Genomic DNA, 26,112 nt, shown 5'->3' with positions numbered 1-26,112 from the left:
GATCCTTCATGCTTGTGGCGGGTGCGATGCAAGTCCCATATTGCCGCTTGTAACATGAACCGTATCCGACTCCTTGTATTCAACCGTGCACTTGAGGTGCTCGACTATCGCGTGCCTGACGGCGTGGTCGCCGAACCGGGCGCGGTCGTGCTCGCACCGCTCGGCCCGCGCCAGATTACCGGCATCGTGTGGGAGCCCGAACGCCTCCCGGCGCAGGAGGTGCCGGCGGAAAAGCTGCGCCCGATCCTGGAAGTTTTGCCGGTCCCGCCGCTCAGCGCGCCTTTGCGGCGGCTGATCGAATGGACCGCGGATTATTACTGCGCACCGATGAGCGCGGTGGCGCGAATGGTGATTTCATCGGGCGGCGCGCTCAAAGGCCCCGCGACGATGACCGAATACCGGCTGACCGGCGAGCTACCGGAAAGGATGACCCCGCAGCGCAAGCAGGCGCTAGAGCGGTTGGAGGGCGAACAGGGCACGATCCGCGAGCTGTCTTCCATCGCGGGCGTATCCGAAGGCGTTCTGCGCGGCATGGCGGGCGCTGGGTTGATCGAGCCGGTAACAGTCGCGATCGACCGCCCCTTCACACCCGCCAGTCCCGATTTCGACCAGCCCGAGCTATCGCCCGACCAGCGCGAGGTGGCGGACGAACTCGTAGCTGCGGTGCGCGCGCGCGCCTTTGCACCCTTCCTGCTCGACGGAGTGACCGGCTCGGGCAAGACCGAAACCTATTTCGAGCCGATTGCAGAGGCGATCCGCATGGGCCGCCAGGTTCTGGTGATGCTGCCCGAAATCGCGCTGACGGAAAATTTCCTCAAGCGCTTCGAAGCCCGCTTCGGCGCCGAGCCGGTGCTGTGGCACTCATCGCTCAAATCGACCGAGCGGCGCCGCGCCTGGCGCGCCATAAGCGAAGGTTCTGCGCAGGTGATCGTGGGCGCGCGCTCGGCACTGTTCCTGCCCTATCGCAATCTGGGCCTTATCGTGGTCGATGAAGCACATGAGGTGAGCTTCAAGCAGGATGACGGGGTGCGCTACAATGCCCGCGACGTGGCCGTGATGCGCGCGCAGTTCGAAGGTTTCCCGGTGGTGCTCGCCAGCGCCACCCCTGCGCTTGAAAGCCTGCACATGGCGGAAAGCGGCACTTACAAACGGTTGGAATTGCCGGGCCGTTTCGGCGGCGCGCAGCTGCCGCATATCGACACCATCGACCTTGGCGAAGAACCGCCCGAACGCGGGCACTGGCTCGCCCCGCGCCTGATCGCGGCGATCGAAGACCGCCTCGCCAGGCACGAACAATCGCTGCTGTTCCTCAACCGCCGCGGCTATGCCCCGCTCACGCTGTGCCGTAATTGCGGCTTTCGCTTCAAATGCCCCAATTGCAGCGCCTGGCTGGTCGAACACCGGCTCTCCGCCCGGCTCGCCTGCCACCATTGCGGGCACGAAGAAGCGCCGCCCGCCACCTGCCCCGAATGCGGCGAGCCCGATTGCCTGGTCGCCTGCGGGCCGGGGGTGGAGCGGATCGCCGACGAAGTGGCCCAGCTGTTCCCCGAAGCGCGAGTGGCGCTCGCAACCTCGGATACGCTCAATTCGCCCGAACGCGCCGCGGAATTCATCGCCGCAGCGGAAAGCGGCGCGGTGGACATTATCATCGGCACGCAGCTCGTCACCAAGGGTTTCCATTTCCCCGAGCTGACCCTGGTGGGCGTGATCGATGCCGATCTGGGGCTTGAAGGCGGGGATTTGCGCGCGGCTGAGCGCACCTATCAACAGGTGGCGCAGGTTGCCGGGCGCGCCGGGCGCGGGGCGAAACCGGGCGAAGTGCTGATCCAGACTCGCCACCCCGATACCCCGGTGATCGCAGCCCTCGCGGGCGGCAACCGTGATGCGTTCTACGAAGCGGAAACCGAAGCGCGCAGAGATGCCGGCGCCCCGCCATTTGGCCGCTGGGCCGCAATCATCATCTCAAGCGAGGAAGATGCCGAGGCCCGCCAGGCCGCCAACCGGCTGGGTGACACGCGCCCGCAGATCGACGGTCTGATGGTGCTTGGCCCAGCCCCTGCCCCGCTGGCCTTGCTGCGCGGGCGCTATCGCTATCGCTTCCTCGTCAACGCACGGCGCACGGCGAACCTGCAAAAGGTGCTGGGCGATTGGCTGGCCGCACATGAATTCGCCCCCGGCGTTCGCGTGAGCGTAGATATCGATCCTTACAGCTTCGTTTGACACAAGGGCACGCCATTGCGAGGGGTGTAACCAAGGGGATAAGGAAATTGCCATGCTAACCGTACACCATCTGCGCCTGTCGCAATCCGAACGCATCGTCTGGCTGGCCGAGGAACTGGGCATCGATTACGAGCTGAAGCTCTACAATCGGCGCGAAGATAACCGGCTGGCACCTGACGAATACAAGGCGCTCCACCCGATGGGAATCGCCCCTGTCATCACCGATGACGGCTTCGTATTGGGCGAAAGCGGTGCGATCATTGACTGGATCATCGCCAAATATGGCGATCGCGGCATGGTCCCGGCCAAGGATCATCCCGATTTCGCCGATCACCTGTTCTACTACCACTGGGCCAACGCCACTTTCATGACCAATGGCATGATGGCGCTGGTTGCCCAGTTCATGGGGGCGAAAGAATTGTCGCCCTTTGTTGCCGACCGGGTACAGAGAGGCTGGGCGATCGTTGAAAAGCGGCTCGGAGAAGCCGATTATTTCGGCGGCGGGCAGCTGACCACGGCGGACATCATGATGGGCTTCCAGCTCACCACCAGCCGCGTGATGAGCGGTATGAGCATCGATCATATGCCCAACCTCAAGGCCTATCTCAAACGCATCGGCGAGCGCGAGGCCTATCAACGCGCCATGGCCAAGGCCGAGCCGGGGATGCCGCCCAAGCTGGATTGAATAGGCTGGCCGCAATCGGGCGAAATGCGGTGAATCCGGGTTTTGATGACCAGTTGGAGACAGCCGGATTGCGCCTGGTCTCTTGACCCTCTAGATTTCCACCTGGCTTCCCAGTTCGACCACACGGTTGGTCGGCAGCTTGAAGAAGTCCATCGCGGTTGCCGAGTTGCGCAGCATCCAGGCGAATATCTTTTCGCGCCAGATCGGCATGCCAGGCTTCTTTGAAGGCAGCAGCGTTTGCCGCGAGAGGAAGAAGCTGGTCTGCATCATGTCAAACTCGCCGCCGCATTGCCGCATCTGCTTCAGCCCGGCGGGGACGTCCGTCTCTTCCATGAAACCGTAATGCAGCACTGCACGAAAGAAACCGTCACCCAGCTCATGATATTCGCAGCGGTCGACCGGATCGACGTAAGGCACTTCCTCGATATTGACGGTGAGGATCACCACTCGTTCGTGCAGCACCTTGTTGTGTTTGATATTATGCAGCAATGCCGAGGGTACGCCCGCTGTGCTCGAAGCCATGAAGATCGCGGTTCCGGGCACACGCAGCGCCGAATTCTTCGCCGACTTGGCAAAGATCTCTATCGGCAGCGCAACCTCGCTCATTCGGTCGCGCATCAGCTTGCGCCCCCGCGCCCAGGTGGTGAGCAACGTGAAAGCGAACAGGCCCACTGCAAGCGGGAACCATCCTCCGTCGGTCACCTTGGTCATATTGGCGAGGAAGTATGCACCATCCACGACCAGGAACAGCACCACGATCGGAACGGCATACCACCATTTCCATTTCCACACGCTCAACATGAGCACCGCCATCAGCAAGGTGTCGATAGTTACGGCACCCGTAACGGCAATGCCATAGGCAGCCGCGAGGTTCGATGAATTCTGGAAGGTGAGCACCAACAGGATCACCGCAACCATCAGTGCCCAGTTGATCGCAGGAATGTAGATCTGGCCTGCCTCCGTTTCACTGGTATGGCGAATCGAAAGCCGTGGCACAAAGCCAAGTTGGATCGCCTGACGCGTGATCGAGAATGCGCCGGTGATAACGGCCTGACTGGCGATGAAAGTTGCGATGGTGGCCAGGAATACGAGCGGAAGGCGCAAGTATTCCGGAGCCATGATGAAGAACGGGCTCTTGATCGCTTCCTTGGCCGCAACAGGATCAAGGCCTATGATCATCGCGCCCTGCCCGAAATAATTGAGCAGCAAGCACGGCATCACGAAACCGAACCAGGAAAGCCGCATCGGCCCGCGTCCGAAATGCCCCATATCCGAATAAAGTGCCTCGGAGCCGGTCACGGCAAGCACCACGGCGCCCAATGCGAGGAAGGCGATCCATTTGTCGGTCAGGAAAAACTGGACAGCATACCACGGATTAAGCGCCCACAGGATTTCCGGATTTTGCACTATGTGCGAAACACCGAGCGTGGCCAGTACGCTGAAATAGACCACCATTACGGGTGCAAAAAGGGCCGCGACCTTGGCCGTTCCGCGCTTCTGCAGGATGAACAGGGCAACCAGAAGGGCCAAGGCGATCGGTATCACGAAGCGCCCGAGATCTTCGTTTACCACAGTCAGGCCCTCAACTGCCGAAAGAACGGAAATCGCAGGCGTGATCATGCTGTCGCCATAAAACAGCGATGTGGCAAAAACGCCCAGCAAAACCGCGATCCAACTGTGTTTCGATTTGCCGATGCTTCGCGAAATCAGTGCCACCAGGGCGAGCGAGCCGCCCTGCCCCTTGTTATCGGCGCGCATCAGGATGGTGACGTACTGAATCGAAACGATCAGCGTCATCGACCAGAAAATCAGGCTGACGACGCCGAATACGTGCAACTGATCGATCGCCAGCGGATTGTGGCCGGCAAAGGTTTCGCGAAAAGCGTAAATCGGACTGGTGCCGATATCGCCGAAAACCACCCCGATCGCGCCAAATGCAAGTGCCGCCTTTGAAGCACCATGCCCGTTTGCAGCGGTGCTCCTGGGCTGATCTGATGGCGCTGAAGATTGGCTCATAATGAAAGGATTTCCCGATTGGCTCCGGTACTGCCCGTGTGCCTCGCCAGCGCCGAATCCAACGGTCGCTGTTCGTTTGCGGACCGCAAAACGCTGGCGCGCTTAGCACCACCATATGCCCGCTGCAAGCGGCGGCTTATGGCTCGCGCCCCTGTTCCGGCGGTGCTACCTCGCTCGGGCCAGTATCCGTTATCCGGCGCAAGCCCTCCATTTGCGCGATCAGCTGGTCGAGGCTGGCAATGCGGAATTCCAGGTCTTCGCGCCAGGGGGCATCGTCCGGCGACCGATCGAGCAATTCTGCCCACACCTGCCGCGCCCGCACGGGATCGCCGGAACGCAGATACGCCATGCCCAGGAAATAGCCCGCGCCGGGATGCCCCGGGAAAGCTTTCTGCGCCCGCTCGAAAGCATAAAGTGCGGGCGGCGTGATCTGTCCTTCAGCATGTTCGACCAGCGCATTGGCCAGCGCCAGCCACGCCTCCGCATCGCCGGGATGATCCTGTACTGCGCGGCGGAGCAGGCCCGCTGCGTGGCTATATTGGCCCTGCCTCGCAAAGGCATCCGAGGTCACAAGGTAATTCGGGGGCTGCTGCCCGGTATCAAACAAGGCACGCCGTGCCGCCACCAGCGCTTCGCCCGATTGCGGAGCCTGTGTCAAAGCTTGCTTGGGCGCTGCGGGAAGCCCCGGTGAGCCTTGCAAGCCATAACCGGCGAGGCCGAACATCAGCACAGCGCCGAGCAGCATCCAGTTCTGCCTTGGTACGCGCAGAACCAGCATGGCAGTGAGCATGGCGAATGCGCCCAGCAGCAGGATCGGCAGCCACACCATCAAAGTTCTTCCCCGTCAGAATATTCGTCCGGGCGGTGTTCGGCTTTTCCGCCGATGCGCCGCCACAGGACTATCGCCGCGGCAAGCAACAGCAACAAGGGGATCGCAAACAATGGCCAGGTCGATGCCGTTACACGGGGCGCATAGCTGACATAGTCGCCATACCGCTCGACCAGCCATTGCCGGATCGCCTCGGGATCCTCGCCGGCCGCGATGCGGGTGCGGACCTGGTGGCGCATGTCACCAGCCATCGGTGCATCGCTATCGGCAATCGACTGGCTTTGGCATTTGAGACAGCGCAGCGTTTCCATCAGTTCCTGCGCCTTGGCTTCCTGCGCGGGATCATTGAGCTGGCGATAGGCATAGGGCGCGGGCGGGAGCGCATCCTGTGCCGCCGCAGTGGCGGCGAACATCGCCGTTAGCAGGATGATGAAATGCCTCACCGCGCGGCCTCTTGCAGCCTGGCCAGCAGTTCGGGCACGTCCCCGGCGCGCACATCCCCGATATGCTGGTGGCGGATGATGCCTTGCCCGTCGATCACGAAAGTCTCCGGCACGCCCGAAGATCCGATTTCAAGCTGGATCGCCGAAATATCGTCGGCACCGATCCTGGTGTAAGGATTGCCGTGCATTTCCAGGAAGCGGTCAACATCTTCGGGGCGGTCACGGATCGCGACGCCGATGATTTCGACTCCAGCTTCCTTCAACGCCTCAAGCTGCGGTGCTTCGGCGATGCAGGGCAGGCACCAGCTCGCCCAGATGTTGAGCAGCTTGGGCTTGCCGTCCTTGAAATCTGCCAGGGACACCCCGGGCCGGGTGCTGCTCGCTGGCTCAAGGTTAAACCCGGGCAATGGTTTGCCGATCATGGTGGAATGAATGAACTGCTCTTTCGGCTGGCTCAACTGATAACCGGCCAGGCCCAGGAAAAAGGCAAACAGCAACAAAGGTGCCCATAATGTCCAGCGCATTACACCGGCTCCCCGGCAGGGACTGATTGTCCGGCCCTGATCTGCGCCAGATCGTCATGTTCGTCAGCCTCGCGCCGGTCAGCCGAGCGGCGACGTATATCGCTTGCAAGCCGCCCGATGATCGACAGCACTCCGCCCAGTGCGATCAGCAAGCCCCCCAGCCAGATCAGCGTTACCAGTGGCTTCCACCACAGGCGCAATTGCCATCTACCATCAGGCGCCTGGTCACCGATAACGGCATAAAGCTGACCGTCCCAGCGGGTTAGCAGCGCGCTTTCCGTGGTTTGCTGAACGGGAGCCCAAAAACTGCGTGCCTCGGGGCGCAATTCGTGCGGCTCACCCGCGCCGCGCCGCGCCAGCAGGCGCGCCTCCATTGCAGTCCAGTTGGGGCCTGCAACCGGGTCAATGCCTTCCAGCTCGATTTGCCAACCGGCAACTTCAGTGGTGTCTCCCGGCGCAACAGCCACCAGCTTTTCCTCGGTAAAGGCGCTCTCGCTCGCCATGCCCAAAAGCGACACAGCGATACCGAAGTGGGCCACAACCATACCCCAGGTCGAAAGCGGTGTGCGCAGCAGATTGCGCCCGCGCAGCGGCATCAAACTGGCCACTGCCAGCCCCACTGCAATCGCCAGGCCAAGCAATGGCAATAGTGAAATATTGCCTGCCGCAAGCATTACGAACAGCGCGGTCGTCACAATCAGCGCGGTCGTGATGGCAACCGGCACGCGCACGCGCTCTGCATTGTCTTCGCGCCAGCGCAACAGGGGGCCGACTGTCATCACCAGCAGCATCGGGATGGTGAAGATCGCGCCCACCGGGTTGAAATAGGGCGGGCCAACTGAAACCCGCACGCCAAACGCCTCGGTCAACAGCGGATAGAGCGTGCCCAGCAGCACGATCCCAAGGATGGCCGAAAGCATGACGTTGTTGAATACCAGCGCGCCTTCACGGCTCATTGCCGCAAAGCGCCGCCCTTCAGAGACCGAGCCTGCGCGCAGGGCGAACAGCAGCAGCGCGCCGCCGATATACACCGCCAGCAGCGCAAGAATAAATGTGCCGCGTTCGGGATCGACTGCAAAGGCGTGGACGCTGGTGAGGATTCCCGAGCGGACAAGGAATGTGCCGACCATGCTCATCGAAAAGGCCACAACGCCCAGCATGATGGTCCATGCGCGCAGTGCGTCGCGCGCTGCAAGAACGCTGGCCGAATGAAGCAAGGCTGTCGCCGCCAGCCACGGCATCAGCGATGCATTTTCGACCGGGTCCCAGAACCACCAGCCGCCCCAGCCCAGCTCGTAATAGGCCCAATAGGATCCGGCAGTAATGCCCAGCGTCAGGAACACCCAGGCCCCCAGCACCCAGGGGCGCATGACACGGGCAAATTCAGGCGTCACCTGCCGTGTCAGCAGCGCGCCGACAGCAAAACTGAAGGCAACCGACAGGCCGACATAGCCCATGTACAGCGTAGGCGGGTGGAAGGCCAAGCCGATGTCCTGCAACAGCGGGTTGAGTCCGTTTCCTTCGGCCACCGGCATGGGTAGCCGTTCAAACGGGTTGGAGCTGAGCAGCAGAAAGGCATAAAATCCGATTGCCACAAAGCCTTGTGCAGCGAGTGTTGCCTGCATGGTTTTTTCCGGCAAGCGTTTCTCAAGCCAGCCGATCAACGCCCCGGCCAGCGCCATCACCGTGACCCACAGCAGCATCGAGCCTTCGTGATTGCCCCAGGCACCCGAAAGCTTGAAGATCATCGGCTTCATCGAATGCGAATTCGACGCCACGAGCTTCACCGAAAGGTCGGTTGTCGCAAACACCCACAGCAGCATCGCAAAACTGAACAGGGCGAGCAGGCCCTGCAGCATCGCAGCCGGGCGCACCAGCGCGGCAAGCGGCGCTTCAGGGTCACGCTGCGCCAGCGCGCCTCCGGCCAGCTGAAGGAATGCAAGCGCAGCGGCCATCCACAGCGCGGCAAGGCCGAGTTCAGCGCTCATTCGAGTCCAATCGTCGTTTCCTCGGCCATCTTCGCGGCCCGGTGCTGATCCATTTCCTGCAATTCGCGCGGTACGTAATTTTCGTCATGTTTGGCGAGCAAATTGTCCGCCACAAACACCCCATCTGCGCCCAGGCTGCCTTCGGCAACCACGCCCGAACCCTCTACGAACAAGTCAGGCAAGATGCCGCTATAGCGCACCGGCATGCGCACCTCGGTCTGGTCGGTCACCATGAAAGCCACGGTCACGCCATCGGCCATGGTTTGAACCGATCCTTTGGCCACCATGCCGCCGAGCCGCACCGCCCGGCCAACTTCGGGTGGTTCCTCCACCATTTCGTTTGGCAGGTAAAAATAGTCCGCCTGAGTCCGCAGCGCCCACGCCGCCAGCAGGCCCGCCGCGATGATGGCCACCAGCGCCAGGCTGACCAGAACCAGTCGCTGATGCTTGGGCTTGAACGCATTCATTTTCGTTTCACCTCATCACGGCGCGCTTCGGCGCGTCGCATATCCCACCATGCCCAAGCAACCAGCACTGCCAAACCGATCAGGCCCACGGCATATGCCGCCACCACGAAATCCCACTGGTCCAGTCCTTCGCGCATCACGCCGCCTCCAGTGCCATGCGGCGCAGGCGCGCCTCGGCCTGCACGTCGGCGAGCAAGGCCCGCATCCGCGCCAGCACTACCCCGCCGAACAGCAGCGAAAAGCCCAACACCGCGACCAGCAGCGGATTGAGGAAAGCAGGGTCGATTGCGCTCTTGCCCATGGTGATGCTGGGCGGCTGGTGGAGCGAGTTCCACCACACCACCGAACGGTTGATGATCGGGATATTGACCGCGCCGACAAGCCCGAAGATTGCGGCGATACGCGGTGAAACACCTTCCCGCTCAACTGCCTGCGACAAAGCGATATAGCCGAAATAGAGGAACAGCAGCACCAGCATGCTGGTGAGCCGCCCGTCCCATTCCCACCAGGTGCCCCAGGTGGGGCGCCCCCAGATCGACCCCGTCGCCAGGCAGATGGCGGTAAAGACCATGCCCGGCACCGCCGCCGCGCGCGCGGCAATCGCCGCCAGTGGATGCTTCCAGACCAGGTAAACGAGACTGGCAATTGCTATCGCGCTCCAACCGCCCATCCCCAGCCATGCGGTGGGCACGTGGATGAACAGGATGCGCACGGTGTCGCCCATCAGCCGGTCTGGCGGGACCTTGAACAGCCCCCACCACAAACTGCCGGCAACCAGCACAAGTCCTGACACCAGCAGCAGCGGGGTCAGCCATCGTGCAAGCTTGAGGAAACGCGTGGGATTGGCAAAGCCATGCATAGATTATCAAAACCTCTTGCGGGGCCTATCGCAGCGCTCTCCATCGCCCGCAAGACTGCATTATACGCAACTCGCTTTGCGCCCAGGGTCAGGACCCTAGCGTCCGATCAGGCGCTGCGCCATCTTGTCTGCGACCACATCGGGAGTTTCGCCGGTGTTTTCGCTTTCCTGCCAGATCGCTTCGAGCCGGTCTGGAATGCGGTCGATCCGCGCATTGATGGTATCCTCGTCTGCCCCGTCAATATGCCGCAATACAGTAATGATGCCCCCGGCATTGATGACATAGTCCGGCGCGTAAAGAATGCCGCGATCGCGCAGGAATTTGCCTTCACTGCCGGTCGCAAGCTGATTGTTGGCGCCGCCGGCAACCACTTTGGTTCTCAGTCTGGCGATCGATTCCTCGGTCAGAACCGCACCAAGTGCATTGGGGCTGACGATGTCTGCTTCAACGGTCAGGATTTCTTCAGCGCTGACAGCCTGTGCGCCCAGTTCGTCGGCAAGGGCTGCTGCTTTATCGGCATTCATGTCGCCCAGAATCAGGTCTGCACCTGCTTTGGCGAGATGACGGGCCAACCCGCCGCCCACGCTGCCCACACCCTGCACGGCAATGCGCACGCCCTTGAGATCGCCAGCGCCCAGCGTCCGCCTGGCCGCTGCCTTGACGCCCAGATAGATGCCTCGCGCAGTATAGGGCCCGGGATCGCCCCCCTGGTCCGGCATGCCGCCAACATGCGAAGTATGCTTCGCAATCTCGAGCATGTCGTCCTGGGTGATATTGACGTCCTGCGCGGTAACATACTGGCCGCCCAATCCTTCGACCGCACGCGCAAAAGCAGCGAGTATTTCGGGTGTCTTGGTGCGATTCTCGTCAGCAAGGATCACAGCCTTGCCGCCTCCGGCCGGCAGGCCCGCCATGGCGTTCTTGTAGCTCATCCCGCGGCTAAGGCGCAGGGCATCACGAATCGCGTCGGCCCGATCGGCATAGTGCCAAAAGCGTGTGCCGCCCGCGGCCGGGCCGAGGTGTGAAGAGTGGATAGCAATGATCGCGGTAAGGCCGGATGCCGCGTCGCGCACGAACAGCACCTGCTCGTGATCGTCAAAATCGGGTTCGTTCCAGAATACCGTCATGCCACATGTCCTTTGACCATGCCTGATTCGGCGGTCGTCTGACTGTGCTGACGGGGGAAGATGGGGCGATCGAGGGGTCTCGAACCCCCGACCTCCGGTACCACAAACCGGCGCTCTAACCATCTGAGCTACGATCGCCACATGCCCCGTCCCGCTTTTGCAAGTCGAGCCGCGCAAGCGGGGCTGATACGCTTTGCCGCAGCATGGTCAAGGCCAGCTGCAACGGGCGCGAGCCTGTTGCATAGCCGGGCCGGTTTGGGAAGTGAAAACTTCGCTCAGGGGCTGATCGCGCAAGATTATTTCGTGCATTGCGCGCACACGCTGGCCGCCTATTCTAGTGCAATGACAAGCCCGGGCGATTCTTCCGCTGAGCGATTGCTGATGCGGGAAAAAATGCAGCGCGTGCCCAGCGCCAAACTTGAGCTGTTTCAGTGCCGCGAATTTCTGCCAGCAGATATGCGCCGCGAACTGATCGATCTGATCGAAACCAACCGCCGCCCCAGCACTATCGCGGACGACAATGGCGACCATTATTTTCGCACCAGCGAAACCTGCGATCTCGAAGCCCGCGAGGCCGTGGTCCAGCGGCTTGAAGTTCTTCTGGCCGAACTGTCGGGGATCGATCCGGCCTATGGCGAACCGGTCCAGGGGCAACGTTATGCGGTGGGGCAGGAATTCAAGCCGCACACCGATTATTTTGCCCCCGACGGGGCCGACTTCCGGAAATTCTGCGCGATCGCGGGCCAACGCACCTGGACTTTCATGATCTATCTCAATGACGTGGAATCTGGCGGCGCGACAAGGTTCAAGGCCATTGGCAAAACTATTCAGCCCGAAGCCGGCAAGCTGTTGTGCTGGAATAACCGCCGCCTGGACGGCAGCGTCAATCCGAATACGCTTCATCACGGGATGAAAGTGCGCCATGGCCTGAAATATGTGATAACCAAGTGGTACCGTGAAAAGGAGTGGGCTTGATAATGAGTGACTACAAGGACATCGCCGAGAAGCTTCGCGCCCGGCTGGACGATCTGCTTCAGCGCGCCGAAGTGATCGAGGACGATCTGCGTCATCCGCTTGATGCCGACTGGGAAGAGCAGGCGGTCGATCTGGCCGATGACGAGGCACTCGAAGGCGTGGACACGGTGTTGCGTGATGAAATCCACCAGATTCGCCTGGCGCTGCTGCGGATCGAGAACGGAACCTATGGAACCTGCGCGATCTGCGGCGAGGAGATCAGCCGCGAGCGGCTCGAAGCACGCCCTATTGCAACGCGCTGCATCAGCTGCGCGTGACCCGGCAATCCTGACACGAAAAAGGCGGCCCAATCGGACCGCCCTTTCTTCTGCCGACGTCGAAAGTGACGTCTATTTCTTGAGCGAAAGCCCGCCAAAGCGCTTGTTGAACGCCGCCACACGGCCACCTTCCTGCAGCTGCTGACGCCCGCCGGTCCATGCCGGATGGCTGGTGGGATCGATCTCGAGCGTCAAAGTGTCACCTTCGCTGCCCCAGGTGGAGCGGGTCTGGAACTCTGTGCCATCGGTCATCTTGACCGTGATCGTGTGGTAATCGGGGTGCCCTTCGGCTTTCATCTCGAATATCCTTTATAGCTTGCGCCGGTTCCGACCGGCGGTGCTGTGTTCTCGGAAAGGCGCGCGGTTAGCGGGCAGGCTGCGCGATTGCAAGTTTTTTGAACGCTAGGCTGGCGGATCGGCGATCATCGCGGTGAATTCGCATTCCGTAGTGGTCTTGCCTTCCACGCTCGCCCGCCCCTTGAACTTGTAGACCCGGCTGCGCTTCTGGATGAATTCCACCTCAAGATCGAGCAGGCAGCCCGGCGTCACCGGCGAACGGAATTTGGCCCCCTCGATCCCCATGAAGAACACCAGCTTGCCGGTTCCCGCAAGTTCGAGCGTTTCAATGCCCAGAATCGCCGCGGCCTGCGCCAGCGCCTCGATCTGCAAAACGCCCGGCATGATCGGGGCGCCGGGAAAATGCCCCTGGAAGAATTCCTCGTTGAAGGAAACCGCCTTCACCGCATGGATACGCTCACCCAGTTCGAGGGAGCGCACCCGGTCAACCAGCAGCAAGGGGTAGCGATGCGGCAGGGCCTTGAGGATTTTGTGAATGTCATACGCGCTTGCGCCGTCGCCATCGCTCATTGCCCTGCCCGCCTCTTCATCGCTGACCGCTTAGCGCCCGCTGGGCGCCTGTGTTGCCGGGGGTTGCTGTCCGGCCCGCTGCTGGGCGGCTTGCTGCTGCGCCTGCATCGCCTGTGCAGCGACCAATCGCTGCTGGATCTGCTGATACAGGCCAACGGCATTGCGGTTGGGCTGCCAGCCCTGCGGCGGCACGATTGCAACCGACGGCACCAGAGTGTTGAGTGCAGTGCTCACCTGCTGGGTGATGCTGGCTTGCGGCGGCGCGTAAATCACCGCTTCGGGTGTAAGCACGAGCTGCAGCTGCTGCTGCTGGACTACCTGTTGCAACGCCGGGCCATACTGAGCGAGAATCTGCTCGACGGCATAGACGCGCGCTGCTTCAACCTGGTTGCTCAGCTGGCCGACTTCCTGCTCTATCGCCTGCAGCCGCTTAGCCTGAGGGGTGTTCTGGGCAGCTTCCTGCTCCGCTTCATCGAGCTGGTTGTCACTGTTGGTATCGAGCTGCTTGAGCAAGGTCTGGCTTTCCTGCTGGCGCGCCTGAATCGTATCAATCTGCGCCTTGTAGGTGGTGCCGACCTGCTGATACGCCGTGCCAAAAGCATTGGTGCTGATAACCACTGCCGGGATATCAACCGTAGCAATTTTGCCCTGAACCTGAGCGGCGGCAGGGGTCGCGGCGACAGCCGCGATGGCGATGCTCGCAGTGGCGAGCAGGTTTTTGAGAGATTTCATCAGAATTGAGTTCCTACGTTAAATGTGAAGCTTTTGGTGTCATCGCCCGGCTGTTGCTTCAGCACTCTGGCGAGATCGATCCGGAATGGACCGAAGGGTGAATTCCAGTTGACCCCTATGCCAACCGAAATGCGCGGCTGGGCGCTATCACCAAGAAAGATTTCGCGAAAGCGGCTGCCCTGGATGATCGACGGTGCATTGGCCGTCACGCCGTCAGCCGCAATGGGGTTGGTGGTGGTGATGACCCTCTGGACTCCATCAGACCCGGTGGTCAGTTCGAGGTACAGCAAATTGCCATCTGCATCGCGAAACTGAACGCCGTTGGGATTATCCTGCAGGATCGGCCGCGTCACCCCAAACAGAGCGCCGGCATCAAGGAAGATCGATGGGCGCAGCCCCAGCTCGCGTGCGCCCGAACCCAGCGGAATTTCAAGCTCGGCGCGGCCCAGATAATAGGCGCGGCCACCCAGCGCATCATCCACAACCCGGTCCCGGTCAGTGATCAGCACCGGATTTCCGTCAGCATCGTCAACATACTGCTGGCGCAGCACGCGTGGCCCAACGCCGCGAATATCAAACCCGCGGATCTGCGGTTCGCCAAGCTGGAAACGATCGGTCAGCAAGACCTTGTCGACCCCTGGCCCGCGCGAACCGCTCAGGGCATTGATCGCGCCGCCCTCGGCCGAAAGCGAAAAAATGAAACCGCCCATGACTGGCCAGAATTGGGATGCCTTGCCGCGCACACGGACGTATTTTACATCGCCGCCAAGCCCGGCCAATTCGGTAGTGAACGAAACATTGCTCCCGCGGGTTGGCCGCAGGCGGCTGTCGAGCGAATTGTGGACAACCGTTGCACCCAGGATCGAACTGGTCCGATTACCGATCGCATCGCACAGGAAACGGCCCGCCAGCAAAGGCTCGCAGGTGCGGATGCCATCCCCGTCGAAATCGGCGAAGAACACGTTCGGATCAAGGGTGATGTCGTCAACCTTGAGCGTGTAGCTGGCGATGAAAGACACGAATTCCGTCATCGGAACGCCCGCACGCACGGTAAAGCCGGTGGTCGATTGCTCGAAAGTCCGGTTGCGATCCCGGCTGGCAAAGTTGAAGCTGTTGAAATCCTGCCGGAAAATATCCACGCCGGTCGAGATATTGCGATCGAACAGATAGGGTTCGGTGAAGCTGACCGAAGCTGACCGGCTGAAACGCGACCAATTCACGCTGAGACCGACAGTCTGGCCGCGCCCACGGAAATTGCGCTGGCGAATCGACGCGGCAAGAATGAACTGTTCAAGCGAAGAGAAACCTGCCGAAAGCTGCAATTCGCCGGTCGGCTGCTCTTGAACGTTTGCTTCGAGCACGATCCGGTCAGGCTGGCTGCCCTGAACCTGGCTGACCTCGAAATTCTCCTGGAAAAATCCCAGCGAGTTGATGCGGGCTGTGGTGCGCTTGACCTGCAGCGAGTTGAACGCATCGCCTTCCGCAATGCGGAATTCACGCCGCACGACCTTGTCCTGCGTCAGCGTGTTGCCGTTGACGTCCACACGCTCGACATAAACGCGCGGCGCCTCCCGGATCACGAAGTTGACATCCATGGTCAGGTCTTCACGGCTGCGATCAAACCGCGGTTGGGCATCGGCAAAGGCATAGCCGAAGGTCCCCGCCAATTCGGTGATCTGCTCGACAGTATCTTCAACCAGCTTCGCGTCGTACCAGTCGCCTTTGGCCATTGGCAGCCGCTGGGTCATCAGATCGCCATCGAAGTCGCGCAGCTGGCTCTCCACCTTGACATCACCGAATTTGTACCGGTCACCCTCTTCCACCACGTAAGTGATGATGAAATCTTCCTTGTCCGGCGTTAGCTCGGCCACAGCCGAAACCACGCGGAAGTCGGCATAGCCTTCGGTAAGGTAGAACTGGCGCAGCTTCTGCTGGTCGAACGCCAAACGATCCGGGTCATAGCTGGTGTTCGAGCTGAAGAAGCGGTGCCAGCGAGACTGCTTGGTCACCATCTCGCTGCGCAACGCACCGTCAGAAAACTTCTCGTTGCCGATAATGTTGATCTGGCGAACCTTGGACTTGGGGCCTTCGCTGATCTCGAAAACGATATCGACGCGGTTTTGCGGCAATTGCACCATCTTCGGCTCAACCGTCGCGGCGAACCGGCCCTGGCGCTTGTACAACTCCACAATACGCGACACGTCTGCGCGAACTTTGGAACGAGTGAAGATCTGCCGCGGCGAAAGCTTGATCTCCGGCAGGATCTTGTCGTTCTTGATCCGCTTGTTGCCTTCGAGGATGATGCGGTTGATGACCGGGTTTTCCGTCACCTCAATCACGACATTGCCGCCATCATTGCGGATCGAGAAGTTCGAAAACAGTTCGGTCGCGCCGAGATCCTTCAGCGCAGCGTCGGCAGCCACGGAGGTATATTCCTGCCCCACGCGCAGACGCACATAGCTAAGGATCGTCTGCGGTTCGAGACGCTCAGACCCGACTACGGTAATCGATCGGATCGTGTTGCCGGCTTGCGCCTGGTCCGGCGCTTCGACAGGCTGCGTTTCCTCAGCCTCGTCCTGCGGCGCTTCCTGCGCCAACGCTGACAAGGGCAGCCCTGCAAGCATTGTCGTGCCCAGCAGTGCTGCGGCCCATCGCCCGGCGAGGATACTTGCGCCGGCATCAGCCTTGATACGTCCACTCATATTCGCAAGTTTCCCGTCAAATTCTCAACTCTTCCAAACCCCGCCACCCGGCCACAGACACGGACGGCGCAATCCCCGCCGCCTCTGCCCGATGCGGGGTTGGCAATCAAGCGGGGCGTCCCGCCAATTGCCGACGTGCGGTGCCCTTTCCCCGACTAACTCCCGAAAAACGGGAGCGAGACGATGTCGTTCACCGTAACCACCACCATCAACACAAGCACAAGAGCCATGCCGGTACGGTATGCCCATTCCTGGCCGCGTGGACCCACCGGCTTCCGGCGGACAGCTTCTGCCGCATAGAAAGCCAGGTGCCCACCGTCGAGCGCAGGGATTGGCAGCAGGTTAATGAATGCCAAATTAAGCGAAATCAGCGCAGCAAAGCTGACCATGGCCAGCGGCCCCAGGCTCATCTGTTCGCCAGAATATTTGGCGATCTTGATCGGGCCGCCCAATTCCTTGATCGAACGATCGCCAAGCACGATCTGCTTGACGCCGGTGACCATCATTTCCATCAGTCCGAAGCTCTGCTCGAAAGCAAGTGCAACCGATTCCACCGGCCCCACCGGAATAATATCGGGCTGCTGTGAATAGACACCCAGCCGCCCGATGCGCGATTCATTACCGAACCGATCGCTTTCCACGCTTTCGTCAATCACCACGGGCACAGTATTTTCCGCCCCGTCGCGCCGATAGGTGAGTTGCACTTCGCGCCCGGGATACATCATCACCAGCGCGCCGATATCGGAAAAATCGCTGATCGCCTTGCCATCGATCCGGGTTATCAGATCGCCTTGGCGGAGCCCCGCGTCACGCGCAGCGGAAATCTCTGCAAAGCCACCTATCTCGCTGTGGGTTTCAATCTTGCCATACGCCAGATTGAAGGACGCGAAGATTGCCACCGCCAGCAGCAGATTGGTTGCCGGGCCGGCAAACACGATCAGCGCACGCTGCCAAAGCGGCTTGCACTGAAAAGTATCGCTATCTGTGGGCGCACGCGGATCGGGCACGCTGGCCGGATTCATATCGCCTTTGAACTGGACATATCCGCCCAGCGGAATCAGTGCCAATCGCCAGCGCGTGCCGCGCCTGTCGGTCCAGCCCGTCAATTCCCTGCCGAAGCCGATTGAAAAGGCATCGGCCTTCACACCGAACCAGCGGCCGACGAGGTAATGCCCCAGTTCATGAACAGTTACCAGCGGGCCCAGCACCAGCAGGAAACCCAGGACCCACATCCAGAAAGGTGGTGATTCAAGCAATTAGGCTATCTCCAGCAGTTCACTCGCACGCACCCTTGCCTCGCGATCGACACCAAGAACGTCATCAAGGCATTGCGGCGCCGGAGCGCTATAGCGGTGAAGTGTGTCTTCCACCACTGCAGTAATGCGGGTGAACCCAATCTGACCGGCAAGGAAGGCCGCCACCGCCACTTCGTTGGCTGCATTGAGCGTTGCAGGCGCCCCTCCCCCCGCTTCGATCGCTTCGCGGGCCAGCCGCGTGGCGGGAAAGCGCGCTTCATCGGGTACGAAAAAGCTCAGCTCGCCAATCGTCGGCAAATCGAGCGGGGCCAGCGGCGTATCCATCCGCTGCGGCCAGGCAAGGCATGAGGCGATCGGCACGCGCATGTCGGACGGGCCGAGCTGCGCCAGTGTCGAGCCATCGCGATATTCGACCATCGAATGGATAACGCTCTGCGGGTGAACCACGATCCGCAAACGGTCCAGCCCGACAGGGAACAGATGATGCGCCTCGATGAATTCGAGCCCCTTGTTCATCATCGTTGCCGAATCGACGCTGATCTTGGCGCCCATGTCCCAATTGGGGTGAGCCACCGCCTGCTTGGGCGTTGCCGCTTCGAGCTGTTCGAACGACCAGGTGCGAAATGGCCCACCGCTCGCCGTTAGCGTGATGCGCGCAACATCTTCGATCCGGTTGCCCGCCAGGCACTGGAATATCGCATTGTGCTCGCTATCGACCGGCAGCAGCGTTGCCCCGTGCCGCGCGAGCGCAGCCGTCATGACGTCTCCGGCGGAAACCAGCGCTTCCTTGTTGGCGAGCGCCAAGGTGCCGCCCTGCTCGATCGCGGCCATCACCGGGGCAAGCCCGGCACATCCCATGATCGCCGCCACGGTGATATCGACGGGTCGTGCCGCCGCTTCGCACAGAGCCTGCGCTCCGCCAGCGGTTTCGATACCGCTCCCGGCCAATGCCTCGCGCAGTTCGGGCAAACAGCCCTCATCGCCGCAAATGGCCAGTTTCGCACCGAATTCGCGGGCCAGCCTTGCAAGGTCGGTGACATTTCCGTTGGCGGTCAGTGCCTCCACACGCCACGCCTCGCGATTGCGGCGGACAAGATCAAGCGTCTGCTCGCCCACAGAGCCGGTTGCGCCGAGGATGGTGAGAGTGCGGGTCATGGGTGCGCGCCAAACCACAGAAACAAGGTGACGATGGCCACCGGAAGCAGCCCGTCCACCCGGTCAAAAACGCCGCCGTGGCCGGGAATGAGGTTCGAGGAGTCCTTCACCCCTGCCTTGCGCTTTAGCCAACTCTCGAAGAAGTCGCCCGATTGCGCGACAACCGCCAAACCCGCCCCGATGCAAAGCGCAACCAGACCCATGGGCGAAAAAGCACGCTCACCCACATTGGAATAGAAAAAGGCGAGCGAAACCAGCCCTGCAGCCAGCATGCCGCCGCCCAGCCCCGCCCATGTCTTGGACGGGCTGATTTTCGGGGCGATCTTCGGGCCGCCGATTGTGCGACCGCTGAAATAGGCGCCGGTGTCGGTTGCCACCACCACCGCGATCACACCCAGAACCACTTCCACCGGCAGGATGATAAGCGAATAGGCCGCAGCCGCGATATAGGCCCCGCCCAGCAGCAATGCGGCGATCTTTGCCATGCGCCCCACGAATGCCTGCAAGGCCAGTCTGCCAAATTCGCTGACGCACAGCAGCGCCACAACCAGCGCAAAGAGATCGAACCACAGCCCGCCCAGCCACAGCGCCGTGCCCGCCACCGCAAGCATGACCGCCGCAGAAGCAACCCGCACCGGGAGGTCGGAGCTCTTTTTCGTGGCCTCAGCGCCCGCCAAAACGTCGCTCCCGCTGCGCGAAATCATCAAGCGCGTGGCTCAACATTTCAGGCGTGAAATCGGGCCACAGCGTATCGATAAAAAGCATCTCGGCATAGGCCGATTGCCACAGCAGGAAATTCGACAGGCGGATCTCGCCGCTGGTGCGGATCAGCAGGTCGAGCGGCGGCAAATCGGCGGTATCGAGATGCGCGGCAATGGACCGTTCGTTCACCTCGCCGATCGCTGCCGCCTTGGCCGCAGCGCGCGCAATTTCCTGTTGCGAGCCATAGTTCAGCGCCACCGCCAGCACCCGCGAGCCCTTGCTGGTCTTGTCCAGCGCATCCTCGAGCATTTCCACAATATCCGGCGCAAGTGCCTGCCAATCGCCGATAATCTTCAAGCGGACATCATTGGCAATGAATTCGGGCAGGTCAGATTTGATGAACTTGCGCATCAAATTCATCAGATCGCCGACCTCGTCGTCTGACCGCTTCCAGTTTTCGCTGCTGAAGGCATAAAGGGTCAGGCAGTCGAGCCCGGTATTGGCCAGGCTGCGCACCAGTTCGCGCACGGCCTCCACGCCGCGTTGGTGCCCGATCGAACGCGGCAGGCCGCGCCTTTTCGCCCAGCGGCCATTGCCATCCATGATGATGGCGACGTGACGCGCACGCCCGATTTCGTGTGAGGGCTTCTCGCCCATTAATTCCCTCCGGACATCCTGCCGCTCACTGGGTCAGGATTTCCTGTTCCTTCTTGGCCGCGGCCTCATCCGTCTCCGCAACATATTTATCGGTCAGTTTCTGGACGTCATCCTCGCTGCGTTTGCGATCGTCTTCGGAGATTTCCTTCTTCTTCTCATCCGTCTTGAGCGCTTCATTGGCATCGCGCCGCACGTTGCGGATCGCGATCTTGGCCTTTTCGGCATATTGCCCGGCCAGCTTGGCCAATTCCTTGCGGCGCTCCTCGGTAAGATCGGGAATGGGGAGGCGGATCGTCTGCCCGTCGATGATCGGGTTGAGACCAAGGTTGGCATGGGCAATGCCTTTCTCCACCGCGATCACGTTCGACTTGTCCCACACCTGCACGCTCAGCATGCGCGGTTCGGGGGCGGAGACGGTCGCCACCTGGCCCAGCGGCATCATCGCGCCATAAACTTCGCACACCACCGGATCGAGCAGGGTGGTGTTGGCGCGGCCGGTGCGCAGGCCACCAAGGTCGCTCTTGAGCGATTCCACGGCACCTTTCATCCGGCGTTCGATATCGGGCTTGTCATATTGCGGCATGGCTTAGGCTTCCTCTTGCACAATTGTCTGTACGCCGCTTCCGCTCAGCACGCGGGCGACATTGCCCTTTTCGCGGATCGAGAAGACGACGATCGGAATGGAATTTTCGCGGCACAGCGCAACGGCGGTGGCGTCCATCACCTTGAGATTGTCGGACAGCACCTGATCATAGCTGATGGTGTCGAACCGCTTCGCACCGGGGTTGTGCTTGGGATCGCTGTCATAAACCCCGTCAACGCTGGTGCCCTTGAGCAAGGCATCGCAGTTCATTTCCGCCGCTCGCAGCGCAGCGCCGGTATCTGTGGTGAAGAAGGGATTGCCGGTGCCCGCAGCAAAAATCACGATGCGGCCCTTTTGCAAATGCCGCTCCGCGCGGCGGCGGATATAGGGCTCGCACACGCTCGACATCGGGATCGCGGATTGAACCCGCGTCTGCACGCCCAGCTGCTCAAGCGCGTTCTGCATCGCCAGCGCGTTCATGACCGTGGCCAGCATGCCCATGTAATCGCCGGTTGTACGATCGAGCCCCTTGGCTGCAGCACTGATTCCGCGGAAGATATTACCGCCGCCGATCACCAGGCAAACTTCAAGGCCTGTTTCCTTCGCCGCCTTCACCTCTTCGGCGAGCCGGGCGACATAGGCGGGATCGATGCCGTACTCCTGCTCGCCCATCAGTACTTCGCCCGAAAGCTTCAGAAGGATGCGCTTGTATTGCTGTATCGGCATGAGCGATGAGAATCCGTCGGCTGGTTGTGGTTGGGAACTGCGAGGTTCCTTAGCGGCAAGCACCCTCTGGCGCAAAGAGAAAGGCGGCGCTAGTCTGCGGGATTAGCTGCCGGAAGCAAGTGGAGCAGCCCCTGCGTAAAGCCGCGCGGCGCCACCGAAAGATGATCCTCGCCCGCCAGCACTTCAGACTTCAGTTTGAGCCCGGGGTAAGCCTTGGCCTCAAGCAGTTCTGCGAAGCGGCGATTGTCGGCCACCATGTCGGCCTCCCGATTATAGCGGCGGTCGCCCGCGCGCACCGCCTCAAACTCTCCGACGTAAAGATAGACTGCCGCGGACAGATTGTCGCGCTGCGCGAGAAGCTGCGGCGTCTCCCGCAACAGGTGTCGCTTGTCATACCAGAATGAAGGACTTCCCAGAACGTATCCGCTGAACATGGCAGGATCCGTCATCAGGATCTGTGCGCCCAGCAAACCGCCATAGGAATGCCCGACATATATCCTGCGATCCGGGCGCGTCCGCAATTTCCCGTCAATGAAGGGCAGCACTGTATCGCGCAGATAGTCGCGATAGCGCAGCGACTCGCCATGCCGGGCATCAGCCGGGGCACCGACCGGTCCGTTGGGCGTTGGAGTATAGTCGCGGCGGCGGCTCTCCATGCCGCCCTGACCTTTGCCATAGGACAGGCCGACCAGGATGAATTCCTCCACCCGCGGGCCTTCGCCGTTCATCCTTCGTCCGATCAGGCGCAGCATGGGGAAGCCGTAATCGGCATCGGTGACGTAGACTGTGGGATAGGTCCGCGAAGAATCCTCACCATAACTGGCCGGCAGGCTGACAAACACCTGGTAAGGAATGCCGCTGGCCGGATCGGGAACGTCGAATACCTGTGTTCCGAGAATTTCGTAGGCTTGCCCATCGCCGCGCTGGCTAGGCACGCTGGCGAGAGAGCCGCCATCCGCCTGCGATGCCGGGGCCGCGGAACAGGCCGCAAGCATCGCCGCCCCAACCAATATCATTTTGTAAAAAGGCATGAATCCCCGATCCGGATGTGATCTGTTGTGGCGCCGCTTAGCCGCCAGTTGCAGGGCAAACAAGTGATGACAGGGGCTCAATCGGCAGTAATCCTGACCAGCAGTGACTTGACTGCGTTGGCTTGATCTTGCCCGATCCGCTGGGCAATCTTTCGCTCCAGGACTGCGATGTAAGCGTCGCCGGCAGATTTCTGAACCTTGCGGCCCTTGGCGGTCAGCGTAATCAGCCTGGCCCTGCCATCATCGTTGGACACGGTACGCTCGGCCAACCCCTTGCGTACGAGCCGATCGACTAGCCGGGAAAGCTGGTATTGCCTGAGCAAGGTGCGCTCCTCGATTTCCCAGTGGGTCAATGGCCGCGCTGCACGCCTAAGTTCGAGCAGAACGTCATATTCCTCAAGTGAGGCAATCCCGTGCGGCTTCAGTGCCCGCTCCGCTTCGGCGCGAATGCCCTGATAGGCCCGCACGATTGCTGGCCAAACTGAAACAGCATCGAAATTGTTCATGCCTGCCCTCTGCCAGTGCCCGGCCCCTTGTTCCCCCAAGGATTGTATTTATATGCATCTGCATGTAAATACAATGAGGTCACAACATGCGCCTGATCAGCCACAATCTATGTCCTTATGTCCAGCGTGCGGTTATTGTGATGCTGGAAGCAGGTGTGCCGTTTGAACGCGTGGACATCGACTTATCCAACAAGCCGGAATGGTTTCAGGAAATCTCACCGCTTGGCAAGACACCCGTGCTCGACTTGGGCGGAACAGTTCTGTTCGAGAGTCAGGTGATTGCCGAATATCTCTATGAAACCAGAGCGCGCCACATTCACCCGACCGATCCGCAGGAAAGGGCCCGCCAACGCAGCTGGATCGAGTTCGGATCAAGCACATTGAATGCGATCGCAGGTCTCTACAATGCGGCAGACGAAGTCGCATTCGAGGCGAAGCGACGGGAAATCAGCACCAAACTTGAGCGGCTTGAGGTCGAAATCGAGGGACCATATTTCGAAGGCGAAAGCTTCCGGCTCATCGACGGCGTGTGGGCCACAGTGATACGATATTTCGATGTAATGGAACAAAGTCTGCCGCTTGAACTTGCAGACGGACTTCCGCGTTTCGCTGCGTGGCGAAAGCTTATCATGCTGCGGCCGTCTGTGCGGGCTGCCGTCTCAGATCAATATCCCGAAATGTTACGGTCGTTCTTGCACCGCCGCGGCTCATACATTTCACAATTCTTTGCCTAGGGTCAGGACTCATCAAGCCCATGGCCGTAACTTGGACCAGACTATTCGTTGAGGATGCAAAAACAGAGCAGCCGCCTGCACCCTGGTACAAGCGGCTGCTAAATTGTCGGCAATGGAAAGTGGTAGTTAGCCAGCGACGGCAGCAGCCACTTCGGCGGCGAAATCGCTTTCTTCCTTCTCGATGCCTTCGCCAAGCTGGAAGCGGACGTAATCCTTGAGCACGATCTCCGTGCCAGCGTCCTTGCCGGCCTTGGCAACCACATCCGCAATCAGGGTCTTGTTGTCCATTACGAAAACCTGGCTGAGCAGCGCGTTTTCCTTGGCGAACTTCTTCACCGCACCTTCAACCATCTTTTCCTGAACTTCGGCAGGCTTGCCGCTTTCGGCTGCCTTTTCCGCCGCGATCTTGCGCTCACGCTCGATCACCTCCGCGTCAAGGCTATCTGCATCAAGCGCCATCGGGAATGCGGCTGCGATGTGCATAGCCAGCTGCTTGCCCAGCGGTTCGAGCACATCGGCCGAAGCCGCGCTTTCGAGCGCAACCAGCACGCCGATCTTGCCCAGGCCTTCGCCAGCGGCATTGTGCATGTAAGGCACGACCACGCCCTGCAACACGGCCACGCTCTTCATGCGCCGGACCTGCTGGTTCTCGCCAATGGTGGCGATATTACCGGTCAGCTTCTCGCCAACGGTGCCGCCATCGGGATAGGCTGATGCCTTGAGTGCTTCGGCATCGTCCGCATCAAGCGCAAGCGCGACTGCAGTGGTCTTGCGCACGAAATCCTGGAACTGTTCGTTCTTGGCGACGAAATCGGTTTCAGAATTGACTTCGACAGCCACGCCCCTGGTGCCCGCAACGGCCACGCCAACCAGCCCTTCGGCGGCGGTGCGGCTCGATTTCTTCTGCGCAGTGGCAAGCCCCTTGGCGCGCAAGCCATCAATCGCGGCCTCGATATCGCCGTTTGCTTCCTCAAGCGCCTTCTTGGCGTCCATCATGCCCGCGCCGGTCTTCTCGCGCAGGGCCTTCACATCAGCGGCAGTGAATGCAGCCATGGTGATTTCCTTCTCAAATGTTTGGGCACCGGCCCGGGGGGAGTTGGACCGGTGCGCTAGGTCTGGATTGTGACAGGCCGATTGCGGCCCATCGCCGCAAATCAGGCGTCGGCTTCAACCGGCGGCTGTTCCATGGCGCCGAAATCGGCACCCGAATCCGCCACGGCACCGCCACGGCCCGCGATCGCGGCACCGGCAACGGCATCGCAATAGAGGCGCACAGCGCGGGCAGCATCGTCATTGCCGGGGATCGGGAATGCGATGCCGTTGGGGTCGACATTGGTATCGAGCACTGCGATCACCGGAATGCCGAGCACAGCGGCTTCCTTGATCGCAAGATCTTCCTTGTTGGCATCGATCACGAACATCACGTCGGGAATGCCGCCCATGTCGCGGATGCCGCCGAGCGACAGCTCAAGCTTGTCACGTTCGCGGGTAAGCTGGAGGACTTCCTTCTTGGTAAAGCCGCTGGTGTCGCCCGAAAGCTGCTCTTCCAGCGTCTTCAAACGCTTGATCGATCCGGAAATCGTCTTCCAGTTGGTGAGCATGCCGCCCAGCCAGCGGTGGTTGACGAAGTGCTGGCCTGAAGTACGCGCAGCCTGCGCGATCGCCTCTTGCGCCTGGCGCTTGGTGCCCACGAACAGCACCTTGCCGCCCGCACGGACGGTTTGCTCAACGAAGTCCAGCGCGCGCGCGAACAGCGGCACGGTCTGCGACAGGTCGATGATGTGAACACCGTTGCGGGCGCCGAAGATATACGGCTTCATCCGCGGGTTCCAGCGGTGGGTCTGATGGCCGAAGTGCGCCCCGGCCTCGATCAATTGCTGCATGGTGACGGTAGGAGCCGCCATAATCAAATTCCTTTCCGGTTATGCCTCTGGAGAGCTGGAACCTGTTTTGCGGCGTTTCCCGCGTCAGGCACCGGTATGTGTGCTCACCATGTGGATTTGCCCGCCT

28 protein-coding genes and 1 tRNA gene are annotated in these 26,112 nt (G+C 60.9%); 5 read left to right on the top strand and 24 right to left on the bottom strand.

Annotated elements, in window-relative coordinates; translation table 11 throughout:
• Nucleotides 1-54: 54 nt before the first annotated feature.
• Both ACX2DJ_RS07590 and ACX2DJ_RS07585 read left to right on the top strand, forming a co-directional pair.
• Complete coding sequence (locus tag ACX2DJ_RS07590; RefSeq protein ID WP_462571860.1) at nucleotides 55-2,220, top strand: primosomal protein N'; 2,166 nt, start codon at nucleotides 55-57, stop codon at nucleotides 2,218-2,220.
• A 52-nt stretch (nucleotides 2,221-2,272) separates the two neighbouring features.
• Nucleotides 2,273-2,905, top strand: a complete 633-nt coding sequence (locus tag ACX2DJ_RS07585; protein ID WP_462571859.1) for a glutathione S-transferase family protein — start codon at nucleotides 2,273-2,275, stop codon at nucleotides 2,903-2,905.
• A 90-nt stretch (nucleotides 2,906-2,995) separates the two neighbouring features.
• Here ACX2DJ_RS07585 and ACX2DJ_RS07580 read toward each other — a convergent pair whose 3' ends face one another.
• The 10 genes from ACX2DJ_RS07580 to ACX2DJ_RS07535 form a co-directional block, all read right to left on the bottom strand.
• Entirely contained in the window at nucleotides 2,996-4,921 is a 1,926-nt protein-coding gene (locus ACX2DJ_RS07580) for a potassium transporter Kup (protein WP_462571858.1), read from the bottom strand.
• 136 nt (nucleotides 4,922-5,057) lie between these two features.
• Nucleotides 5,058-5,750: a tetratricopeptide repeat protein gene (locus ACX2DJ_RS07575; protein ID WP_462571857.1), complete on the bottom strand. Its 693-nt coding sequence runs from the start codon at nucleotides 5,748-5,750 to the stop codon at nucleotides 5,058-5,060.
• Nucleotides 5,750-6,163 carry a cytochrome c-type biogenesis protein gene (locus tag ACX2DJ_RS07570; RefSeq protein ID WP_462572568.1) on the bottom strand — a complete coding sequence of 138 codons (414 nt, stop codon included), beginning with the start codon at nucleotides 6,161-6,163 and terminating at the stop codon, nucleotides 5,750-5,752. Before ACX2DJ_RS07570 ends, ACX2DJ_RS07575 begins: the two co-directional genes overlap by 1 nt.
• A 26-nt stretch (nucleotides 6,164-6,189) precedes the next feature.
• On the bottom strand, nucleotides 6,190-6,717 hold the full coding sequence (locus ACX2DJ_RS07565; protein ID WP_462571856.1) for a DsbE family thiol:disulfide interchange protein: 528 nt from the start codon (nucleotides 6,715-6,717) through the stop codon (nucleotides 6,190-6,192).
• On the bottom strand, nucleotides 6,717-8,705 hold the full coding sequence (locus ACX2DJ_RS07560; RefSeq protein ID WP_462571855.1) for a heme lyase CcmF/NrfE family subunit: 1,989 nt from the start codon (nucleotides 8,703-8,705) through the stop codon (nucleotides 6,717-6,719). The genes ACX2DJ_RS07565 and ACX2DJ_RS07560 overlap by 1 nt, the downstream gene beginning before the upstream one ends.
• Nucleotides 8,702-9,172 carry a cytochrome c maturation protein CcmE gene (gene ccmE, locus ACX2DJ_RS07555; RefSeq protein ID WP_462571854.1) on the bottom strand — a complete coding sequence of 157 codons (471 nt, stop codon included), beginning with the start codon at nucleotides 9,170-9,172 and terminating at the stop codon, nucleotides 8,702-8,704. Before ccmE ends, ACX2DJ_RS07560 begins: the two co-directional genes overlap by 4 nt.
• Nucleotides 9,169-9,309 carry a heme exporter protein CcmD gene (gene ccmD, locus ACX2DJ_RS07550; protein WP_462571853.1) on the bottom strand — a complete coding sequence of 47 codons (141 nt, stop codon included), beginning with the start codon at nucleotides 9,307-9,309 and terminating at the stop codon, nucleotides 9,169-9,171. Before ccmD ends, ccmE begins: the two co-directional genes overlap by 4 nt.
• A complete protein-coding gene (gene ccmC, locus ACX2DJ_RS07545; RefSeq protein ID WP_462571852.1) occupies nucleotides 9,309-10,031 on the bottom strand; it encodes a heme ABC transporter permease CcmC in 723 nt (240 codons plus the stop codon). The genes ccmD and ccmC overlap by 1 nt, the downstream gene beginning before the upstream one ends.
• Before the next feature lie 96 nt (nucleotides 10,032-10,127).
• Nucleotides 10,128-11,159, bottom strand: coding sequence for a Leu/Phe/Val dehydrogenase (locus ACX2DJ_RS07540; protein ID WP_462571851.1), 1,032 nt, complete (start codon nucleotides 11,157-11,159; stop codon nucleotides 10,128-10,130).
• A 61-nt stretch (nucleotides 11,160-11,220) separates the two neighbouring features.
• Nucleotides 11,221-11,297, bottom strand: a tRNA-His gene (locus tag ACX2DJ_RS07535).
• 204 nt (nucleotides 11,298-11,501) lie between these two features.
• Between ACX2DJ_RS07535 and ACX2DJ_RS07530 the strand changes: the two genes are divergently transcribed.
• Nucleotides 11,502-12,134, top strand: a complete 633-nt coding sequence (locus ACX2DJ_RS07530; RefSeq protein ID WP_462571850.1) for a prolyl hydroxylase family protein — start codon at nucleotides 11,502-11,504, stop codon at nucleotides 12,132-12,134.
• Nucleotides 12,135-12,136: 2 nt separating this feature from the next.
• Nucleotides 12,137-12,451, top strand: a complete 315-nt coding sequence (locus tag ACX2DJ_RS07525) for a TraR/DksA family transcriptional regulator (protein ID WP_462571848.1) — start codon at nucleotides 12,137-12,139, stop codon at nucleotides 12,449-12,451.
• A 72-nt stretch (nucleotides 12,452-12,523) separates the two neighbouring features.
• Here ACX2DJ_RS07525 and rpmE read toward each other — a convergent pair whose 3' ends face one another.
• The 12 genes from rpmE to ACX2DJ_RS07465 form a co-directional block, all read right to left on the bottom strand.
• Nucleotides 12,524-12,748, bottom strand: coding sequence for a 50S ribosomal protein L31 (gene rpmE / locus ACX2DJ_RS07520; RefSeq protein ID WP_462571847.1), 225 nt, complete (start codon nucleotides 12,746-12,748; stop codon nucleotides 12,524-12,526).
• A gap of 105 nt (nucleotides 12,749-12,853) precedes the next feature.
• Entirely contained in the window at nucleotides 12,854-13,318 is a 465-nt protein-coding gene (gene fabZ / locus ACX2DJ_RS07515; protein WP_462571846.1) for a 3-hydroxyacyl-ACP dehydratase FabZ, read from the bottom strand.
• A gap of 30 nt (nucleotides 13,319-13,348) precedes the next feature.
• On the bottom strand, nucleotides 13,349-14,050 hold the full coding sequence (locus ACX2DJ_RS07510; RefSeq protein WP_462571845.1) for an OmpH family outer membrane protein: 702 nt from the start codon (nucleotides 14,048-14,050) through the stop codon (nucleotides 13,349-13,351).
• On the bottom strand, nucleotides 14,050-16,752 hold the full coding sequence (gene bamA / locus ACX2DJ_RS07505; RefSeq protein WP_462571844.1) for an outer membrane protein assembly factor BamA: 2,703 nt from the start codon (nucleotides 16,750-16,752) through the stop codon (nucleotides 14,050-14,052). Before bamA ends, ACX2DJ_RS07510 begins: the two co-directional genes overlap by 1 nt.
• 155 nt (nucleotides 16,753-16,907) lie before the next feature.
• Entirely contained in the window at nucleotides 16,908-17,984 is a 1,077-nt protein-coding gene (gene rseP, locus ACX2DJ_RS07500; RefSeq protein ID WP_462571843.1) for an RIP metalloprotease RseP, read from the bottom strand.
• 24 nt (nucleotides 17,985-18,008) lie between these two features.
• Nucleotides 18,009-19,163: a 1-deoxy-D-xylulose-5-phosphate reductoisomerase gene (gene dxr, locus ACX2DJ_RS07495; RefSeq protein WP_462571842.1), complete on the bottom strand. Its 1,155-nt coding sequence runs from the start codon at nucleotides 19,161-19,163 to the stop codon at nucleotides 18,009-18,011.
• Nucleotides 19,160-19,867, bottom strand: coding sequence for a phosphatidate cytidylyltransferase (locus ACX2DJ_RS07490; RefSeq protein ID WP_462571841.1), 708 nt, complete (start codon nucleotides 19,865-19,867; stop codon nucleotides 19,160-19,162). Before ACX2DJ_RS07490 ends, dxr begins: the two co-directional genes overlap by 4 nt.
• Nucleotides 19,827-20,522: a polyprenyl diphosphate synthase gene (gene uppS / locus ACX2DJ_RS07485; RefSeq protein ID WP_462571840.1), complete on the bottom strand. Its 696-nt coding sequence runs from the start codon at nucleotides 20,520-20,522 to the stop codon at nucleotides 19,827-19,829. The genes ACX2DJ_RS07490 and uppS overlap by 41 nt, the downstream gene beginning before the upstream one ends.
• Nucleotides 20,523-20,547: 25 nt before the next feature.
• Entirely contained in the window at nucleotides 20,548-21,105 is a 558-nt protein-coding gene (gene frr, locus ACX2DJ_RS07480) for a ribosome recycling factor (protein ID WP_462571839.1), read from the bottom strand.
• 3 nt (nucleotides 21,106-21,108) lie between these two features.
• Entirely contained in the window at nucleotides 21,109-21,831 is a 723-nt protein-coding gene (gene pyrH / locus ACX2DJ_RS07475) for a UMP kinase (protein ID WP_462571838.1), read from the bottom strand.
• A gap of 89 nt (nucleotides 21,832-21,920) precedes the next feature.
• Nucleotides 21,921-22,862, bottom strand: a complete 942-nt coding sequence (locus ACX2DJ_RS07470; RefSeq protein ID WP_462571837.1) for an alpha/beta hydrolase — start codon at nucleotides 22,860-22,862, stop codon at nucleotides 21,921-21,923.
• A 77-nt stretch (nucleotides 22,863-22,939) separates the two neighbouring features.
• Nucleotides 22,940-23,368, bottom strand: coding sequence for a MarR family winged helix-turn-helix transcriptional regulator (locus ACX2DJ_RS07465; protein WP_462571836.1), 429 nt, complete (start codon nucleotides 23,366-23,368; stop codon nucleotides 22,940-22,942).
• Between the two features lie 86 nt (nucleotides 23,369-23,454).
• On the opposite strand from ACX2DJ_RS07465, the gene ACX2DJ_RS07460 reads away from it, so the two are divergent.
• Nucleotides 23,455-24,102 (top strand): glutathione S-transferase family protein, encoded by a 648-nt coding sequence (locus ACX2DJ_RS07460; protein WP_462571835.1) that lies wholly within the window; start codon nucleotides 23,455-23,457, stop codon nucleotides 24,100-24,102.
• 126 nt (nucleotides 24,103-24,228) lie between these two features.
• On the opposite strand, the gene tsf is transcribed toward ACX2DJ_RS07460, so the two are convergent.
• Both tsf and rpsB read right to left on the bottom strand, forming a co-directional pair.
• Nucleotides 24,229-25,155 carry a translation elongation factor Ts gene (tsf, locus tag ACX2DJ_RS07455; RefSeq protein ID WP_462571834.1) on the bottom strand — a complete coding sequence of 309 codons (927 nt, stop codon included), beginning with the start codon at nucleotides 25,153-25,155 and terminating at the stop codon, nucleotides 24,229-24,231.
• Between the two features lie 101 nt (nucleotides 25,156-25,256).
• Nucleotides 25,257-26,006: a 30S ribosomal protein S2 gene (gene rpsB / locus ACX2DJ_RS07450; protein WP_462571833.1), complete on the bottom strand. Its 750-nt coding sequence runs from the start codon at nucleotides 26,004-26,006 to the stop codon at nucleotides 25,257-25,259.
• Nucleotides 26,007-26,112 lie beyond the last annotated feature (106 nt).

The sequence above is a fragment of the Altererythrobacter chaiwopuensis genome (assembly GCF_054957755.1).
This window is presented reverse-complemented; position numbering and strand designations above follow the sequence as displayed.

Excerpts from the sequence above, each read along its gene's own strand:
- ccmC (WP_462571852.1), bottom strand. The coding sequence starts at position 10,031 with ATGCATGGCTTTGCCAATCCCACGCGTTTCCTCAAGCTTGCACGATGG.
- ACX2DJ_RS07490 (WP_462571841.1), bottom strand. The coding sequence starts at position 19,867 with ATGATTTCGCGCAGCGGGAGCGACGTTTTGGCGGGCGCTGAGGCCACG.
- ACX2DJ_RS07575 (WP_462571857.1), bottom strand. The coding sequence starts at position 5,750 with ATGGTGTGGCTGCCGATCCTGCTGCTGGGCGCATTCGCCATGCTCACT.
- ACX2DJ_RS07530 (WP_462571850.1), top strand. The coding sequence starts at position 11,502 with ATGACAAGCCCGGGCGATTCTTCCGCTGAGCGATTGCTGATGCGGGAA.
- ACX2DJ_RS07565 (WP_462571856.1), bottom strand. The coding sequence starts at position 6,717 with ATGCGCTGGACATTATGGGCACCTTTGTTGCTGTTTGCCTTTTTCCTG.
- tsf (WP_462571834.1), bottom strand. The coding sequence starts at position 25,155 with ATGGCTGCATTCACTGCCGCTGATGTGAAGGCCCTGCGCGAGAAGACC.
- ACX2DJ_RS07590 (WP_462571860.1), top strand. The coding sequence starts at position 55 with ATGAACCGTATCCGACTCCTTGTATTCAACCGTGCACTTGAGGTGCTC.
- rpmE (WP_462571847.1), bottom strand. The coding sequence starts at position 12,748 with ATGAAAGCCGAAGGGCACCCCGATTACCACACGATCACGGTCAAGATG.
- ACX2DJ_RS07580 (WP_462571858.1), bottom strand. The coding sequence starts at position 4,921 with ATGAGCCAATCTTCAGCGCCATCAGATCAGCCCAGGAGCACCGCTGCA.
- fabZ (WP_462571846.1), bottom strand. The coding sequence starts at position 13,318 with ATGAGCGATGGCGACGGCGCAAGCGCGTATGACATTCACAAAATCCTC.
- ACX2DJ_RS07540 (WP_462571851.1), bottom strand. The coding sequence starts at position 11,159 with ATGACGGTATTCTGGAACGAACCCGATTTTGACGATCACGAGCAGGTG.
- ACX2DJ_RS07560 (WP_462571855.1), bottom strand. The coding sequence starts at position 8,705 with ATGAGCGCTGAACTCGGCCTTGCCGCGCTGTGGATGGCCGCTGCGCTT.
- dxr (WP_462571842.1), bottom strand. The coding sequence starts at position 19,163 with ATGACCCGCACTCTCACCATCCTCGGCGCAACCGGCTCTGTGGGCGAG.
- bamA (WP_462571844.1), bottom strand. The coding sequence starts at position 16,752 with ATGAGTGGACGTATCAAGGCTGATGCCGGCGCAAGTATCCTCGCCGGG.
- ccmD (WP_462571853.1), bottom strand. The coding sequence starts at position 9,309 with ATGCGCGAAGGACTGGACCAGTGGGATTTCGTGGTGGCGGCATATGCC.
- uppS (WP_462571840.1), bottom strand. The coding sequence starts at position 20,522 with ATGGGCGAGAAGCCCTCACACGAAATCGGGCGTGCGCGTCACGTCGCC.
- ACX2DJ_RS07460 (WP_462571835.1), top strand. The coding sequence starts at position 23,455 with ATGCGCCTGATCAGCCACAATCTATGTCCTTATGTCCAGCGTGCGGTT.
- ACX2DJ_RS07465 (WP_462571836.1), bottom strand. The coding sequence starts at position 23,368 with ATGAACAATTTCGATGCTGTTTCAGTTTGGCCAGCAATCGTGCGGGCC.
- ccmE (WP_462571854.1), bottom strand. The coding sequence starts at position 9,172 with ATGAATGCGTTCAAGCCCAAGCATCAGCGACTGGTTCTGGTCAGCCTG.
- rseP (WP_462571843.1), bottom strand. The coding sequence starts at position 17,984 with ATGTGGGTCCTGGGTTTCCTGCTGGTGCTGGGCCCGCTGGTAACTGTT.
- ACX2DJ_RS07585 (WP_462571859.1), top strand. The coding sequence starts at position 2,273 with ATGCTAACCGTACACCATCTGCGCCTGTCGCAATCCGAACGCATCGTC.
- rpsB (WP_462571833.1), bottom strand. The coding sequence starts at position 26,006 with ATGGCGGCTCCTACCGTCACCATGCAGCAATTGATCGAGGCCGGGGCG.
- pyrH (WP_462571838.1), bottom strand. The coding sequence starts at position 21,831 with ATGCCGATACAGCAATACAAGCGCATCCTTCTGAAGCTTTCGGGCGAA.
- ACX2DJ_RS07525 (WP_462571848.1), top strand. The coding sequence starts at position 12,137 with ATGAGTGACTACAAGGACATCGCCGAGAAGCTTCGCGCCCGGCTGGAC.
- ACX2DJ_RS07570 (WP_462572568.1), bottom strand. The coding sequence starts at position 6,163 with ATGTTCGCCGCCACTGCGGCGGCACAGGATGCGCTCCCGCCCGCGCCC.
- ACX2DJ_RS07470 (WP_462571837.1), bottom strand. The coding sequence starts at position 22,862 with ATGCCTTTTTACAAAATGATATTGGTTGGGGCGGCGATGCTTGCGGCC.
- frr (WP_462571839.1), bottom strand. The coding sequence starts at position 21,105 with ATGCCGCAATATGACAAGCCCGATATCGAACGCCGGATGAAAGGTGCC.
- ACX2DJ_RS07510 (WP_462571845.1), bottom strand. The coding sequence starts at position 14,050 with ATGAAATCTCTCAAAAACCTGCTCGCCACTGCGAGCATCGCCATCGCG.